The following is a 14,481-nucleotide window of genomic DNA, read 5'->3' on the forward strand; positions in this document are numbered from 1 at the left end:
GGGCCGGAACGCGCGACCCGGGGCGGACGGGCCAGGGCGGACGGGCTCAGATCACCTTCCAGCGGACCAGGGCACCCAGCGTGAGCGCCCCCGGCAGCAGCGGCACCCACACCGTGATGATCCGGTACGCCAGCACGACCGCGGTCGCCACGGCCACCGGGCCGCCCGCCGCGACGAGGGCCACGACCAGGGCGGCCTCCACCGAACCGAGCCCGCCGGGCGTCGGCACCAGCGCGACCGCGATCGTCGCCGCCAGGTAGGCGATCATCATGTGCGTGGGCGACACCGGCAGGCCCAGCGCCCGTCCCACCGAGGCCAGTCCGGCGGCCTGGAGCAGCGGGAAGGCGAGCGAGCCGCCCCACAGGGCGAGGGCCCGGGACGGGCGGGTGTGCACCGAGCGGGCCTCCCCGAAGGCGGTGCGCAGGAAGGAGAACAGGGCCGCGCGCAGCCGTCGTACGAGGGCGAGCACCGCCAGCGCCGCGCACAGGGCCAGGGCGACGCCGAGCAGCAGGGGGCCGACCGCGCCGTCCGGAACCAGACCGTCGATCCGGAGCGCTCCGGGGAACGCGATCAGCAGGCCGACGAGCAGGGCCAGCCGGGCGACCCCCTCTGCCAGCAGGTACAGCGCGAGCGCGGCCGACGAGCGGGCCAGCGGCACCCCGCACACCGTCATGAAGCGCAGGTTGACCGCCCCGGCGCCGAGCCCCGTCGGCAGCAGGTGGTTCGCCGCGCCCGCGGCGAACTGCGTGGCGAGCAGCCGCCGGGCGGGCAGCCGCTCCACGACCGCGCCCTGGCGGGTCACGGCCGCGGCCACCCAGGTCAGACAGGTCGCGGCCGCCGCGGCGACGAGCCAGGGCCACTCGGCCGACCTCAGCTGACCGAAGCCCTCGGCCAGCACGGACCGGTGGCGCAGGGCCACCACGAGGACCAGCGCGAGCGGGAGCAGGCACAGGGCCGGCCGGACGGCGGGCCGCAGGACGAGGAGGCGGGGGAGCCGGGGCAGTGCCCGGGGAAGTCGTACGGCTGTCACATCGGGAGAGGTTTTCCGCACCGCGCCAACGTGGGGTTGCGGGCGCGGGGCCGGCGGCTGACACGCCGGGCAAGGCGCGGGAGGGGCGGTCCCCGGGCGCCTGGTGCCGACCCTGGTGTTCACCCCGATGCCGACCGTGGTTCCGGTCCCGATGCCGACCGCGGTACCGGCCGCGGTGCCCGTCGCGGCGCGGGGGGCGGTGCCGCCCCCGGCCCCGGCAGGGCGCCGCCCGAGGGTGTGTTCCCGCCCGGATCCCTTGACCTCAACAAAGCTTGAGGTCCTACTGTCTCTCCCATGAGCATGGAGACCACAGCCTGGACACAGTTGCACAGCGTCATGAACGCCCAACAGGAGCGTCGTCCCTTCGACCGCGCGACGCTGCGCCGCATCGCCGCCTTCGCCCGTCCGCACCGCCGCCGTATCGCGCAGTTCGTCCTCCTCAGTGTGGTGACCGCGCTGCTGGCCGTCGCGACGCCGGTGCTCGCGGGGCACGTCGTGGACACCATCGTGGCCCACGGGGACGAGAGCACCGTCGTCCGTCTTTCCGTGCTCATCGCCGTCATCGCGGTCGCCGAGGCGGCGTTCGGGATCCTGGGCCGCTGGCTCTCGTCGACGCTCGGCGAGGGACTCATCCTCGATCTGCGGACGGCTGTCTTCGATCATGTGCAGCGCATGCCGGTCGCGTTCTTCACACGTACACGTACGGGCGCGCTCGTCAGTCGACTCAACAACGACGTGATCGGCGCCCAGCGCGCCTTCAGCAACACCCTGTCCGGAGTCGTCAGCAACCTGGTGACCCTGCTGCTCACGCTGGTCGTGATGCTCACCCTGTCCTGGCAGATCACCCTGCTCGCGCTGGTCCTGCTGCCGGTGTTCGTGATCCCCGCCCGTCGGATGGGCAGCCGTATGGCAAAGCTCCAGCGGGAGGCCGCGGACCTCAACGCCGCCATGGGCACCCGGATGACCGAGCGCTTCTCCGCGCCCGGCGCCACCCTCGTCAAGCTCTTCGGGCGGCCCGGGGAGGAGTCCGCCGAGTTCGCGGCGCGCGCCCGGCGGGTGCGGGACATCGGTGTCCGTACGGCGATGGCGCAGTCCGCCTTCATCACCGCCCTGACCCTGGTGTCGGCCCTGGCGCTCGCCCTCGTCTACGGGCTCGGCGGCTGGTTCGCCCTGCGGGGCACCCTGGAGCCGGGCGCCGTCGTCTCGCTCGCGCTGCTGCTCACCCGGCTGTACGCGCCGCTCACCTCGCTCGCCGGGGCGCGCGTCGAGGTCATGAGCGCGCTGGTCAGCTTCGAGCGCGTCTTCGAGGTGCTCGACCTGAAGCCGCTCATCGAGGAGAAGCCGGAGCCCCGCACGGTCCCGGACGGGCCCGTGGCCGTCGAGTTCGAGGACGTCCGCTTCGCCTACCCGTCCGCCGACAAGGTCTCCCTCGCCTCCCTGGAGGAGGTCGCGGCCCTCGACACCCGGGGCGGCGACGAGGTCCTCCACGGCATCTCCTTCCGCGCCGAACCCGGCCGGACCGTCGCGCTCGTCGGCTCCTCCGGCGCCGGCAAGTCGACCATCGCGCAACTCCTGCCGCGGCTGTACGACACCGACGCCGGTGCCGTGCGCATCGGCGGTGTCGACGTCCGTGACCTCAGCGCCACGTCGATGCGCGCGACCCTCGGCATGGTCACCCAGGACGGGCACCTCTTCCACGACTCGGTCCGCGAGAACCTGCTCCTCGCCCGGCCGGACGCGACCGAGGACGAGCTGTGGGACGTGCTGCGCCGCGCCCGTCTCGACGAACTCGTACGGTCCCTGCCCGACGGCCTCGACACCGTGGTCGGCGAGCGCGGCTACCGGCTCTCCGGCGGCGAGCGCCAGCGCATGACCATCGCCCGGCTGCTGCTCGCCCGCCAGCGCGTCGTCATCCTGGACGAGGCCACGGCCCATCTCGACAACACCTCGGAGGCGGCCGTCCAGGAGGCGCTCACCGAGGCACTGGAGGGCCGCACCGCCGTCGTGATCGCGCACCGGCTGTCGACGGTACGGGCGGCCGACCTGATCCTGGTCGTCGAGGCGGGCCGGATCGTCGAGCGGGGCACCCACGAGGACCTGCTCGCGGCGGACGGGCGCTACGCGGAGCTGTACCGGACGCAGTTCCGGACCGGCCGGCAGGACGCCGAGCCGATCCCGGTCGCGGCGGACGCGACGCCGTAGGCGGGGCGCGAACGCCCCGGCCGCGCGGCCGGGGATCCGGCCGCCGGACCGGGCCGCGGCCACCGGCGTGCCGGGGCGTCGGCACGCGTCGAGCGCGGAGGCGGTACGGCGGAGAGTCCGGGGCGGCGGCTTCGGGCCGGGACCCCGTCCTCCGGATCCTCGTCGGCGCCGAGGCGGAGGACCCGGCCCGCCCCGTGCCACGGCGTCCACGCACCCGTACGACACGGGCGGCCGGACTCCGGGGCGGGCAAACCGGTCACGACCGGGCTCCGCCGCGCGGGGCGCCGGCCGGGTCAGGACTCCCGGGCGTGCTCCGGGGCCCCGTGCTCCGGGGAGGGGGCGGCCGCCACGGGCAGGCGCAGTTCGAAGAGCGCGCCTCCGGACGGGGCCTCGCCCGCGGTGAGCGTGCCGCCGTGGCGGCGCGCCACGTCGCGGGCTATGGCCAGGCCCAGCCCCGCACCGCCGTCGTCGCGGGCGCGCGCGTCGTCCAGCCGCACGAACCGCTCGAAGATCCGCTCGCGTTCGGAGGCCGGCACGCCGCTGCCGTCGTCCGCGACGGTGAGGACGATCCGGTCGCCCCGGGCCGTCACGCTCACGACGACCTCGGCGCGCGCGTGCCGCTGGGCGTTGTCCAGGAGGTTGCCGACGACCCGGGTCAACTGGCCGCGCGAACCCGTCACTCGATGTTCCCCGTCCGTGTGGAAGGACACCGGCGCGCGGTCGGCGGGGCGGCGCCCCAGCTCCTCGCGGACCAGCTCGCCCAGGTCGACCCGCCCCTGCCCGGGCCGCTCCCCGGCGTCGAGGCGCGCGAGCAGCAGCAGATCGGCCGCGAGGTGCTGGAGCCGCTCGGTGTCCTTGACCGCGCCGGGCACGTCCAGCAGTTGGGGGTGGGCCGAGCCGACCTCGAGCTGGGTGCGCAGCGAGGCGATGGGACTGCGCAGTTCGTGGGAGGCGTCGGCGACGAAGCGGCGCTGCCGGTCGACGGCGGCCTCCAGCGCGGTGAGCGTCTCGTTGGTGGTGCGGGCCAGCCGGGCCACCTCGTCGTGCGAGGCGGGTTCCGGTACGCGGCGGGAGAGGTCCTCGGAGGCGGTGATCGCCGCCATCTCCCGCCGGATGCCCTCCACGGGGGCCAGCGCGCGCCGTGTCACCAGCCAGGTCACGCCGCCGACGACCAGCAGCACCAGCGGCAGTCCCGCCAGCATCGCCACCGCGGTGCTGCGGACGGCGCTCTCGCGGGCCGCCAGTGAAGCGCCCGCGTGGACGAGCACGGTCCGGCCGCCGAGATCCGTGGCCTTGACGGTGGCGAACCGGTACGGGGCACTGCGCCCGTGGACCACCGCGTGTCCGGAGCCCTCCTGGACGGTGTCGCCGATGGTTCCGATGGCCGGATCGTCCGTCCGGGGCGTCGGGCCGGCGTCGGCGCCGTCGTCGTCCGTGCCGTGGCCACTCGACCCGCTGTCGTCCGTCCCCTTGTCGTCCGACCCGCCGTCGTCCGACGCGCTGTCGTCCGGGCCGTCGTCGTTGCCGCGGTTCCTGTCCCGGCCGTGGCCGCCGCCGTGGCTCTCGGCCGTTCCGGTGCCGAGCTGGGTGGCCGGGCCCGGGGCCGCCGCCGGGGAGACGGACGGCGACGGCGACGGGGCGGGAACGGTGGGGGAGGCGGTGGTCCGCGGCACCCGCACGGCCGTCACACCGGTGCCGCTGATGCTCTCCAGACCTGCGCCGACCGCCAGCAGGCGGCCGTCCTCGTCCGTCACCTGCACCGGGACTCCCTCCCGCGCGCCCTCCGGCAGCGGCAGCCGGGCGTCACCCCCGCGCCAGGTGGCGACCCCGAGGGCGATCCTGCGGGCCGTGTCGTTGGCCTCGCTCTGTGCCTGCCCGGTGAGGTTCACGCGCAGCGACATCAGCACCGCGATCCCGGCGGCCACCAGCGCGACCGTCACCACGGCGGTGGCCCACAGGACCATCGTGGCCTTCACGGAACCGAACGGCCGCCGCTTCACGAGGCCACCAGCCGGTAGCCGGCGCCGCGCACGGTCTGGATCGTGTCCGTGCCGAGTTTGCGGCGCAGCGTGCTGACGTACACCTCGACGATGTTCGGGTCGCCGTCGTAGGCGAAGTCCCAGACGTGCTCCAGGATCTCCGGCTTGCCGACCACCTGACCGGCCCGTGTCGCGAGCTGTTCCAGCACGGCGAACTCCTTCGCGGTGAGCGTCACTTCCGTCTCGTCCCGGCACACCCGGCGCGCGGCCGTGTCGACGACGAGCCTCCCGACGCGCAGCACCGGCGAGGCACCGGCGGAGCCGCGACGGCGCAGCAGCGCCTTCACCCGCGCCACCAGCACGACGTAGGAGAACGGTTTCGTCAGGTAGTCGTCGGCGCCGGTGTCCAGGCCTTCCGCCTCGTCGTACTCGCCGTCCTTGGCCGTGAGCATCAGGATCGGCACGTCGTGGCCCGCCGCGCGCAGGGCCGCGCAGACGCGGTAGCCGTTGAGGCCCGGCAGCATGATGTCGAGCACCACCAGGTCGTGGACGCCCTCGGCCGCCAGCCGCAGGCCCTCGTTCCCGTCGTGGACGACGTCCACGGCGAAGCCCTCGGCCCGCAGGCCCTTCGCCAGCGAGAGCGCGAGCCGCTTCTCGTCCTCCACGATCAACAGGCGCATGTGCCCAGCCTCCCAGACGGAACCTGAAGGGATCTTCAGGTGGCTTCAGGTGCCCTTCAGCTTTCCCCAGGCACATTGACGTCATCGAACAGCAGGACATGGATACGACACAGGCCGGGCAGCCGTCCGGCCGGGGAGGCTCGACATGAAGCGCACCGCTTCCATCGCCACCGTCCTCGTGGCCGCCGTGCTCATCGGCGGCGGGGGGTACTCGGCACTCGCCACGGGCGGCACGGACCGGCACGGCGGCGGTCCCGAGGACCGTCCGTCCGCCACGGCCTCGCCGGTGTCCTCGCCGTCACCGTCGTCGGCCTCCCTGACGGCCGCGCAGGCGGGGGCCGCCGCGCGGAAGGCGTATCCGGGCACCGTCGTGCGGGTCGAACTCGACGACGACCACCCGGGCTACTGGGAGGTGCACATCGCCGGCGCCGACCACGTCCGCCGCGAGGTGCGCGTCGACATCCGTACGGGCGCCGTCGTCCTGGACCGGCGCGGCGGCGACGACCGCGCGGACGACGACCACGGTGTCCACGCCGGGGCCGACGACCACGGCGTGCGCACCGGGACCGACGACCACGGGACGCGCGCCGGAGGAGACGACCGCGGCCGGCACGACGAGGCAGGGGACGACCGCGGGCGCGGAACCCGGGGACAGGACGACCCGCCGGGGGACGACCGAGGCGTCCACGCCGGCGGGGACGACCGCGCGGGCGCGGGTGACGACCACACCGGTGACGACGGTGGACATGGCCGCGACCGGCACCGCGGTGGGCACGGCGGTCACGGCGACGACCGCTGACGGCACGGCTCTCGGCCGTACGGCCCTCTGACACGGTCATCGGTCGCGTCAGGGGGCCGGGGGCGTCGTGCCCGCCGCCGGACCTCCGGCGGCGGGCACGGTGACGACCCCTCCAGATTGGGGATGCGGGGGTGCCCAAGACAAGGCTGCCGGGGCGACGGGGAGTCGGACAGGCTGGGGTCCGCTCATCGCCGCCGACCGCCCGGCGCAGCCCGGTCCGGGTACGGCCAAGGAGGGGGAAGTCGTCATGAGTAAGTTCGCGCGGGGCGTGGGGAAGCGGAAGGTCACCGCCGCCGGTCTCGCCATCTCCGGCATCGTGATCAGCGCCTCGGTCGCGCCCGTCACCGCCCACGCGGCCGTTCCGGCCTTCCCGGACAACATCACCATCTTCCCGGACCGGGACTTCGTCTCGATCGACGGCTTCTCCGAGCACGCCGGGGAGCAGGTGACGATCGAGGTGCAGCGCCCGCACGTCGGCCTCGTCGGTTCGGCCACCGGCACGATGGCGTCGGCGACCGCGATCGCCGCGGGCAACCCGGCCATCGAGGTGAACCACCCCGGCGGCCTGTGCTGGGGCGCCGGCGGTGGCCTCCAGGTGACCCCCGACATCAGGGCCGGTGACGTCGTGTCGGTCAAGTTCGGCGGAACGGTGGCCGCCGACGCCACGGCCCTCGACGTCGGCGTCACCGGCGGAGCCCTGACCACGCCGACCACCCTGGTGATCCAGGGGCGGCTCGGATCCGAGGTCGACCCGACGTTCCTGGAGGAGCGGATCATCCAGCCGGCCCTGCGGGACACCGAGGTGGGACGGCGGGACGCACGGGCTGTCCCGGGTGCCCTGGTGAACGCGCCGAAGGGCGGCTACTCCTCCGGCATGGAGGTGGCCGACGGCACCTTCACCGCCACGTACAAGTTCGAGAGCGCGGAGACGGCGACCGTCGCGGCCGATGGTCTGTACACCGTGACGACCTGGCAGGACCAGGACCCCGACGGCAACACCCAGGGCGTGACGATCTCGGAGTTCGGCGAGGTGGGCGGTCCCGGGATGGGCGGCTGCCCGGTCGGGGCGGTCCAGCAGGGGCCGGCCTCGCCCACCGGCGTCGTGGTGCACGACGGGGGCGGCTCGACCTCGGTGAGCTGGACCCCGCCCGAGCCGGTCCCCGGTACGGCGCCGATCCTCGGGTACACCGTGCGCGCCGTCGACCGGCTCAGCAGGAACGGGGTGCAGAACGAGATCGGCGTCCGCGTCAACGACCCCGACGCGACCTCGGTGACCCTGCCGGGCTCCGTCGAGGGCAAGCGGGTCGAGGTCAGGTCGTTCGGCGAGGCGGGTGAGTCCTGGCCGCCCGCGCTGCCGGGCGGCGACCCGTCGGCGGACTCGAAGCCGCCTACCGTCACGGCCGAGCCCGCCGGCGGGCTCTACACGGCCGACACCCAGGTCACGCTGACCGCCGACGAGGCCGGCGCGGAGATCTACTACACGCTCGACGGCTCCGACCCGCTCGAGGCGGGCAGTACCGGACCCGCGGCGAAGCTGTACACCGGGCCGTTCGAGCTGAAGGCGTCCGACGGGCCCAGGACCGTGCGGTTCGTGGCCTTCGACAAGGCGGGCAACGCCTCGCAGGCGCGGCTGGAGAAGTACACGTTCGGGGAGGCGGCGAAGCCGGGCGCTCCGCGGTCGGTGACCGCGCAGGACTCCAACGCGAGCGCCACCGTCCGGTGGACGGCGCCCGAGGACCCGGGCACCTCGCCGATCACGGGCTACGAGATCACCGCGACCCCAGCCTCCGGCGCACCCGTCACGACCACGACCGGAGCCAGCACGTCCAGCGTGCTGCTGACCGGGCTGAAGAACGACACGACGTACACCGTGACGGTCGTCGCCGTGAACGCGGTCGGCAAGGGCGCCTCGTCCACGCCGGTCGAGGTCACCCCCAAGGCGCCCGCGGTCGACAAGCTCGCGATCACGCTCGCCAAGTGGAAGGCCGGGGACCTGCGGCTCGAAGGCACCGGGACCGTTCCGGGGGCGTCGCTGACGCTGCGCGTCGGCGGGCCGAACGGCCAGGTCTTCGCCTCCAACGTGATCGTGCAGCCGCCCGCGGCGGGCGCGGTCAACGGCACCTGGAGCCTGCGCCTGCGGACCGGCCCGGGCACGGTCACGAACCCGAGCCCGGTCCACATCTCGTCCGACAAGGGCGGAATCCTGGAGAAGGTGACCCTGCCGAACGGCTAGGCCCGACCGACCCGCGCCCCGACGGAAAGCGTTCGCCGTGCCGCGAACGCCGACCGCCGGGGCGCCCGCCAGGACCGGAGCGGCCGAAGGAAGCCCCTCCTTCTGGTCGCCCCGGTCCGGCCGGGTGGCCGGTGGCCCCCCTTCACCGGCCACCCGTGTCCTTCCCGGCTCCATCCGGCCCACCTCTCCTCCGCGGTGCGTTCAGGAACACCGCGAGCCGCCCCGCGGCCGAGGAGCACGACGGGAGCCGGCGCGCACCGCAGTACCGAGAACCCGAGAAGACCGGGGCGTCCTCGACTCCATGGGGGAGGGCGGGGCGCCCCAGCCGCCGTCCCGGCGGCCCGCCATGGGGGTGAACCCACACATGCACGACAACGCGCTGTCCAGGCGTGACCTGATGAAGTACGGCGTCCTCGCGTCGGCGGCCCTGGCGCTGCCGTTCGAACGCGTCGTACGCGCCAAGACGGCTTCGGACCGGATCGCGATCAGCAAGTTCCCGAAGCCGTTCACCGTGCCGTTCGCGGTACCGCCCGAGGCCGTACCGGTCAAACGGTCGAGCACCACCGACTACTACACGGTCACGATGCGCAGTGCCATGACCGAGATCCTGCCCGGCATGAAGACCGAGACCTGGTCGTACGACGGGTCGTTCGGCGGTCCGACGATCCGGGCCACCCGGGGCCGGCCGGCCGTCGTACGGCACGTCAACGCGCTGCCCCGGGTGCACCCGCGCCTGGGGTACGAGTCGTGGACCTCGGTCCACCTGCACGGGTCGGCGTCGCTGCCGGAGTACGACGGCTACGCCAGCGACGTGACGCGCACGGGTGAGTACAAGGACTACCACTACCCGAACTCCCAGGACGCGCGCACCCTCTGGTACCACGACCACGGTGTGCACCACACGGCCGAGAACGCGTACATGGGCCTCGCCGCGATGTACACGATGCACGACGACCTGGAGCAGTCGCTGCCGATCCCGCACGGCCGCTACGACGTGCCGCTGATCGTCCGGGACGCCATGTTCGACCGCGACGGACAGCTGCTGTACGACGACGGCGGTCACTCCGGGATCTTCGGTGACGTGATCCTGGTCAACGGACGGCCCTGGCCGGTGATGAAGGTCGAGCGGCGCAAGTACCGCTTCCGGATCCTGAACGGCTCGATCTCGCGGGGCTTCAGGTTCCAGCTGAGCACCGGCGACCCGTTCGTCTTCATCGGCACGGACGCGGGCCTGATGCCGCAGCCCCGCTCGGTGACCAGCTACCGGCACGGCATCGCCGAGCGCTACGAGGTGATCATCGACTTCGCCAAGTACAAGGCCGGCCAGCGGGTGGTGCTGAAGAACCTCGGCGTGCCGAACTCGGAGGACTTCGACACCACCGGCGACGTGATGGCCTTCGACGTCGTGGGCGACGCCACCGACCTGTCCGGCAACGCCGTTCCGGACGTGCTGAACCCGAACGCGCCGGCGATGGACCTGACCGCCGCGATGGCCAGGAAGACCCGCAAGTTCGAGTTCATCCGCAAGGACGGCATCTGGACCGTCAACGGCAAGACCTGGGCCGACGTGGTCGCTTCCGACTACGAGTACGTCTGGGCCGATCCGGGGCTCGGGGACGTCGAGATCTGGGAGTTCGAGAACAAGTCCGGCGGCTGGTGGCACCCGGTCCACGTGCACCTGGTCGACTTCAGGATCCTGGACCGCAACGGCAAGCCGCCGTCGCCCTGGGAACTCGGCGGCAAGGACACCGTGTACGTCGGCGAGAACGAGACCGTGCGCATGGTGGTCAAGTTCGGCCCGAACACCGGGCGTTACATGATCCACTGCCACAACCTGGTGCACGAGGACCACGACATGATGGCCCAGTTCCGGGTGGGGCCGCCCGCCGACGGACACCACCCGGTGTACGCGGCGCCCGCCTCCTCCGGGCCCGCCCCGACAGCGCTGGGGGACGACGATGACTCCATCGGCTGAGGCGCTCCCCGCCGAGGCGGCGGTGCCGGGCCCGCGATCCGGCCGGTGCGTCACGGACCGTCGCCTCGGGGTCCTGCTCTGCGTCGCGGCGAGCGCCGGGGACCTGGTGGTCTTCCAGCAGAACCTGGCGAACGGCCTGGCCGTGTCGCTGCCGTTCCTGGCGGTGGCCGTCGTCCAGCTCGCCCTCGCCCGGCGGGTGTGGGTCTCCCCGCGCACGGCCGAGACCCTGTCCGCGGTCCTCGTGCTGGGCCTGCTGATCGGTCTCCAGGCCGTCGCCGTACGCAGCGGTGCGACGGCCCTGGGGCCGCGCGGGGAGCCGCTGCGGGCCGATCCGCTCGTGACGGTGGCGCTGTTCCTGCGGCTCGCCGCGCTGCTGTGCCTGGTACGTGCACTTTCCGGCCGTGGGCGGTCCTGGGCCGTCAACGGACTCCTCGTCGTCGGGGCGGTGGTGTGGACGCTCAGGCTGACCGGCCTGCCGGGGTGACACGGCCGGGGCGGCGCGCGTCGCGACGGACCGTCGCGACGCGCGCCGCCCTGCTGGTGGTGCCGGCCGTGGTGTTCGTGGCCGGCACCTTCCTGGTGGAGCCGGTGCGGGTCGAGTCGACCAGCATGGAGCCGACCCTGCGAGCCGGGGACCACCTGCTCGTCGACGGTCGCGCCTACCACGACGCCCTGCCCCGGCGCGGCGACCTCGTGGTGTTCGACGAATCCGGCGCGCCGCTGGTCAAACGGGTCGTGGCGGTGGCCGGGGACACCGTGGCGATCGAGGACGGGGTCCTGGAGGTCGACGGCCGTGCCGTCGAGGAGCCGGCGGTCGATCCGAAGACGGTCGACGGGATGTACTACGGGCCCGCGCGGGTACCGGCCGGCACCGTCTTCGTCCTGGGCGACAACCGCCGGCACTCCGTGGACTCCCGGCAGTTCGGACCGGTCCCCGTCGCCCGGGTGACCGGCCGGGTGATCCTGCGCTGGTGGCCACGCCCCGGCAGACCGTGACGGTGCGCGGGCCTCGCCGGTTCGGCCCGCGCATCCGTTCAGGGGGTCACGTTCCCCGGGGAGCCCGCCACGACGGCGTCGAGTACCGCGTCGATCCCGGTGCCCTTGCGGAGGATCGTCGTGGCTCCGGCGTCCAGGGCCGCCCGTTCCAGCCGGCCGCCGACCGCGGAGGTCAGCACCACGACCCGGGTCCCCGGCCGGAGCGCCAGCAGCCGTCGGGTCGCCTCGGCCCCGTCCATGACGGGCATGACCAGATCGATGAGGACCACGTCCGGCAGCAGTCGCGCCACCGCGTCGACGGCCTCCGCGCCGTCGCACGCCACTCCCACCACGTCCACGAGCGCGCTGCGGCCGAGCGCCCCGGCCAGGGTGTCCCGCACGAGCGGGTGGTCGTCGACGACGAGCAGGCGAATCGGCATGGTCCAACGGTGCCCGTCCCGAGGCGTCACAGCCACCCCCAAACCGGAGGGGGCGGCCGTCCGCGAAGGCACGATTCCTTCACAACCTGTTCTCCGTTCCCCCACGCCGTGATTGCATGGCATACGCGTTCCGGCCACGGTGGCGGTTCGCCGAGGTGGGGGGAACATGCCGGAACAAGAAGGCGCGCCGACGACACGGGTGCTGATCGTCGACGACCACCGGACCTTCGCGGAGCTGCTGGCCTTCGCACTGGGGTCCCAGCCGGACTTCGACTGCGCGGGCTGGGCGGGCACCGGGGCGGCGGCCGTCGAACTGGCGGCCAGGGAACGGCCCGACATGGTCGTGATGGACATCTCGCTCGGCACGGAGAGCGGACTCGAGGTCACCCGGCGGATCCGGGAGGCGACGCCGGACGCGATCGTCGTGATCGTCTCGGCACACCGCGATCCGGACTGGGTGGTGCGCGCCGCACAGGCGGGCGCGAGCGCGTTCGTGCCGAAGTCCGGTTCGCTGGAGGAGATGCTGGGGGTCCTGCGCGACGTACGGCAGGGATCGATGCTCGTGTCGGCGTCCGTGTTCGGTGAACCGCCCCGGCCCCGGGCCACGGACGATCCCGCCGTGGCCAGTCTGACCGCGCGCGAGTCCGAGGTGCTCACCCTGATGGGCAAGGGGCTGGCCCCGGCGGCGATCGCCAGACTGCTGGGCATCAGCGTCAACACCTGCCGCGGCTACGTGAAGTCGATCCACCTCAAGCTCGGGGTGCGCTCGCAGCTCCAGGCCGTGGTGAAGGCACAGCAGCTCGGCCTCGTCGAGGCGCACAGCGATGGCTGACCGCGAGGGCACGGTCCCGGCACGGGACTCCGGCGGCAGCAGAACGGTCCGGCGCGCGATCGTCGCGATGGTGCTGATCGGGCTGGGCGCCTTCACCGTCGTCGGCGCGGCCACCCTGTTCGCCGCCGAGTCGATCGCCAAGCGGACCGCGCTCGCCGAGGCCGCGCGGTCCGCGCAGCTGATGGGGAACGTGATCTTCAAGCCGGCCGTGCCCCGGCTGATCCGCGGGGACCGCGCCGCGCGGGCGCAGCTGGACGAGGCGGTCGCGGCCCGGGAGAGCGAGGCCGGCGTCGTACGCGTGAAGGTGTGGAACCGGCAGGGCGTGGTGCTCTACTCCAACGAGCACCACGCCATCGGCATGTCCTTCCCCCTGAACGACGACGTGCGCAAGACCATCGACGGGCACGCCAGCTGGGCGGACCTCTCCGACCTGTCCGACGAGGAGAACATCACCGAACCCCACGGCGACAGCCGCCTCGTGGAGGTGTACGTCCCGCTGGACCTGGCCTCCGGCGAACGGCTCGCGCTGGAGGTGTACTTCACCGACGACCGGGTGGCCGCCGCGCGCGACGAGCTGATGCGCACCCTCGTACCGTTCTCGATCCTGGCGCTGCTGCTCCTGCTGGTCACCCAGCTCCCGGTCTCGGTGCAGCTGCTGCGCCGGGTCAGCCAGGCCGACGTGGAGCGCAGCCGGCTGCTCGGCAAGGCGCTCACCGCCTCGGAGCGCGAGCGGCGCGCGATCGCCCGCGACCTGCACGACGGTGTGGTCCAGGACCTCGCCGGTGCCGGGTACGCCCTGGAGGCCGTCCGGGCCGGCCTGCCGCCCGGCACCCCGGCGGCGGCCGGCGGCATGCTCGACAGGGTCTCCGAGGTGCTGCGCGGCGCCGTCGGCTCGCTGCGCACGCTGATGGTGGACATCTACCCGCCGGACCTGACCGGGGACGGGCTGCCGCAGGCGGTCGAGCTGCTCGCCGAGCGCCTGCGCCGGGAGGGGATCGCCGTCACCACGACCGTCGACGTGCGGGCCGCGCTGGGGCCGGACCTGGCGGCCGCCGCCTACCGCTGCACACGGGAGTGCGTGACCAACGTCCTCAAGCACGCCGAGGCGGACCGGGCGTGGATCGACGTCACCGGCGGCCAGGAGCGGCTGCTGGTCGTGGTGACGGACGACGGAAAGGGGCCGGGCACCGCCCTCGGCACCCCCGGGCACCTCGGACTACAGCTCATCCGGGACACGGCGAGCGAGCTGGGCGGCGAGGTCACGGTCACCGAGCGCGCCGACGGCGGCACCGAGGTGCGCGCCGTGCTGCCCGTCCCGTCCTGACCCCCTCGTTTT

12 protein-coding genes are annotated in these 14,481 nt (G+C 73.7%); 8 read left to right on the top strand and 4 right to left on the bottom strand.

Features of this window, described 5'->3' with window-relative positions; translation table 11 throughout:
- Positions 1-46: 46 nt before the first annotated feature.
- Positions 47-1,030, bottom strand: a complete 984-nt coding sequence (locus CW362_RS10400; protein WP_103549096.1) for a lysylphosphatidylglycerol synthase transmembrane domain-containing protein — start codon at positions 1,028-1,030, stop codon at positions 47-49.
- Between the two features lie 300 nt (positions 1,031-1,330).
- Between CW362_RS10400 and CW362_RS10405 the strand changes: the two genes are divergently transcribed.
- Positions 1,331-3,232 (top strand): ABC transporter ATP-binding protein, encoded by a 1,902-nt coding sequence (locus tag CW362_RS10405; RefSeq protein WP_206300926.1) that lies wholly within the window; start codon positions 1,331-1,333, stop codon positions 3,230-3,232.
- Positions 3,233-3,525: 293 nt separating this feature from the next.
- On the opposite strand, the gene CW362_RS10410 is transcribed toward CW362_RS10405, so the two are convergent.
- Both CW362_RS10410 and CW362_RS10415 read right to left on the bottom strand, forming a co-directional pair.
- Positions 3,526-5,232 (bottom strand): sensor histidine kinase, encoded by a 1,707-nt coding sequence (locus tag CW362_RS10410; protein WP_420856868.1) that lies wholly within the window; start codon positions 5,230-5,232, stop codon positions 3,526-3,528.
- On the bottom strand, positions 5,229-5,891 hold the full coding sequence (locus CW362_RS10415; protein ID WP_103549098.1) for a response regulator transcription factor: 663 nt from the start codon (positions 5,889-5,891) through the stop codon (positions 5,229-5,231). Before CW362_RS10415 ends, CW362_RS10410 begins: the two co-directional genes overlap by 4 nt.
- A gap of 145 nt (positions 5,892-6,036) precedes the next feature.
- On the opposite strand from CW362_RS10415, the gene CW362_RS42990 reads away from it, so the two are divergent.
- From CW362_RS42990 to lepB, 5 genes are all read left to right on the top strand, one after another.
- A complete protein-coding gene (locus tag CW362_RS42990; RefSeq protein WP_107502011.1) occupies positions 6,037-6,690 on the top strand; it encodes a PepSY domain-containing protein in 654 nt (217 codons plus the stop codon).
- Between the two features lie 247 nt (positions 6,691-6,937).
- Complete coding sequence (locus CW362_RS10425) at positions 6,938-8,923, top strand: fibronectin type III domain-containing protein (protein WP_112477699.1); 1,986 nt, start codon at positions 6,938-6,940, stop codon at positions 8,921-8,923.
- Positions 8,924-9,287: 364 nt separating this feature from the next.
- Positions 9,288-10,898: a multicopper oxidase family protein gene (locus CW362_RS10430; RefSeq protein ID WP_103549100.1), complete on the top strand. Its 1,611-nt coding sequence runs from the start codon at positions 9,288-9,290 to the stop codon at positions 10,896-10,898.
- Positions 10,882-11,382, top strand: coding sequence for a hypothetical protein (locus CW362_RS10435; protein ID WP_162684033.1), 501 nt, complete (start codon positions 10,882-10,884; stop codon positions 11,380-11,382). Before CW362_RS10430 ends, CW362_RS10435 begins: the two co-directional genes overlap by 17 nt.
- The gene (gene lepB, locus CW362_RS10440) at positions 11,349-11,894 is read left to right on the top strand and encodes a signal peptidase I (protein WP_206300922.1); all 546 of its coding nucleotides are present in this window, start codon (positions 11,349-11,351) and stop codon (positions 11,892-11,894) included. The genes CW362_RS10435 and lepB overlap by 34 nt, the downstream gene beginning before the upstream one ends.
- A gap of 38 nt (positions 11,895-11,932) precedes the next feature.
- On the opposite strand, the gene CW362_RS10445 is transcribed toward lepB, so the two are convergent.
- Positions 11,933-12,313, bottom strand: a complete 381-nt coding sequence (locus CW362_RS10445; protein WP_162684034.1) for a response regulator — start codon at positions 12,311-12,313, stop codon at positions 11,933-11,935.
- A 166-nt stretch (positions 12,314-12,479) separates the two neighbouring features.
- Here CW362_RS10445 and CW362_RS10450 point away from each other — a divergent pair, with 166 nt between their 5' ends.
- Both CW362_RS10450 and CW362_RS10455 read left to right on the top strand, forming a co-directional pair.
- Positions 12,480-13,145 carry a response regulator gene (locus CW362_RS10450; RefSeq protein ID WP_103549103.1) on the top strand — a complete coding sequence of 222 codons (666 nt, stop codon included), beginning with the start codon at positions 12,480-12,482 and terminating at the stop codon, positions 13,143-13,145.
- The gene (locus CW362_RS10455) at positions 13,138-14,469 is read left to right on the top strand and encodes a sensor histidine kinase (RefSeq protein WP_103549104.1); all 1,332 of its coding nucleotides are present in this window, start codon (positions 13,138-13,140) and stop codon (positions 14,467-14,469) included. Before CW362_RS10450 ends, CW362_RS10455 begins: the two co-directional genes overlap by 8 nt.
- Positions 14,470-14,481: the final 12 nt, after the last annotated feature.

The sequence above is a fragment of the Streptomyces populi genome (assembly GCF_002911015.1).
Classification (GTDB): domain Bacteria; phylum Actinomycetota; class Actinomycetes; order Streptomycetales; family Streptomycetaceae; genus Streptomyces; species Streptomyces populi.

Excerpts from the sequence above, each read along its gene's own strand:
- CW362_RS10405 (WP_206300926.1), top strand. The coding sequence starts at position 1,331 with ATGGAGACCACAGCCTGGACACAGTTGCACAGCGTCATGAACGCCCAA.
- CW362_RS10415 (WP_103549098.1), bottom strand. The coding sequence starts at position 5,891 with ATGCGCCTGTTGATCGTGGAGGACGAGAAGCGGCTCGCGCTCTCGCTG.
- CW362_RS42990 (WP_107502011.1), top strand. The coding sequence starts at position 6,037 with ATGAAGCGCACCGCTTCCATCGCCACCGTCCTCGTGGCCGCCGTGCTC.
- CW362_RS10425 (WP_112477699.1), top strand. The coding sequence starts at position 6,938 with ATGAGTAAGTTCGCGCGGGGCGTGGGGAAGCGGAAGGTCACCGCCGCC.
- CW362_RS10430 (WP_103549100.1), top strand. The coding sequence starts at position 9,288 with ATGCACGACAACGCGCTGTCCAGGCGTGACCTGATGAAGTACGGCGTC.
- CW362_RS10435 (WP_162684033.1), top strand. The coding sequence starts at position 10,882 with ATGACTCCATCGGCTGAGGCGCTCCCCGCCGAGGCGGCGGTGCCGGGC.
- CW362_RS10445 (WP_162684034.1), bottom strand. The coding sequence starts at position 12,313 with ATGCCGATTCGCCTGCTCGTCGTCGACGACCACCCGCTCGTGCGGGAC.
- CW362_RS10450 (WP_103549103.1), top strand. The coding sequence starts at position 12,480 with ATGCCGGAACAAGAAGGCGCGCCGACGACACGGGTGCTGATCGTCGAC.
- CW362_RS10455 (WP_103549104.1), top strand. The coding sequence starts at position 13,138 with ATGGCTGACCGCGAGGGCACGGTCCCGGCACGGGACTCCGGCGGCAGC.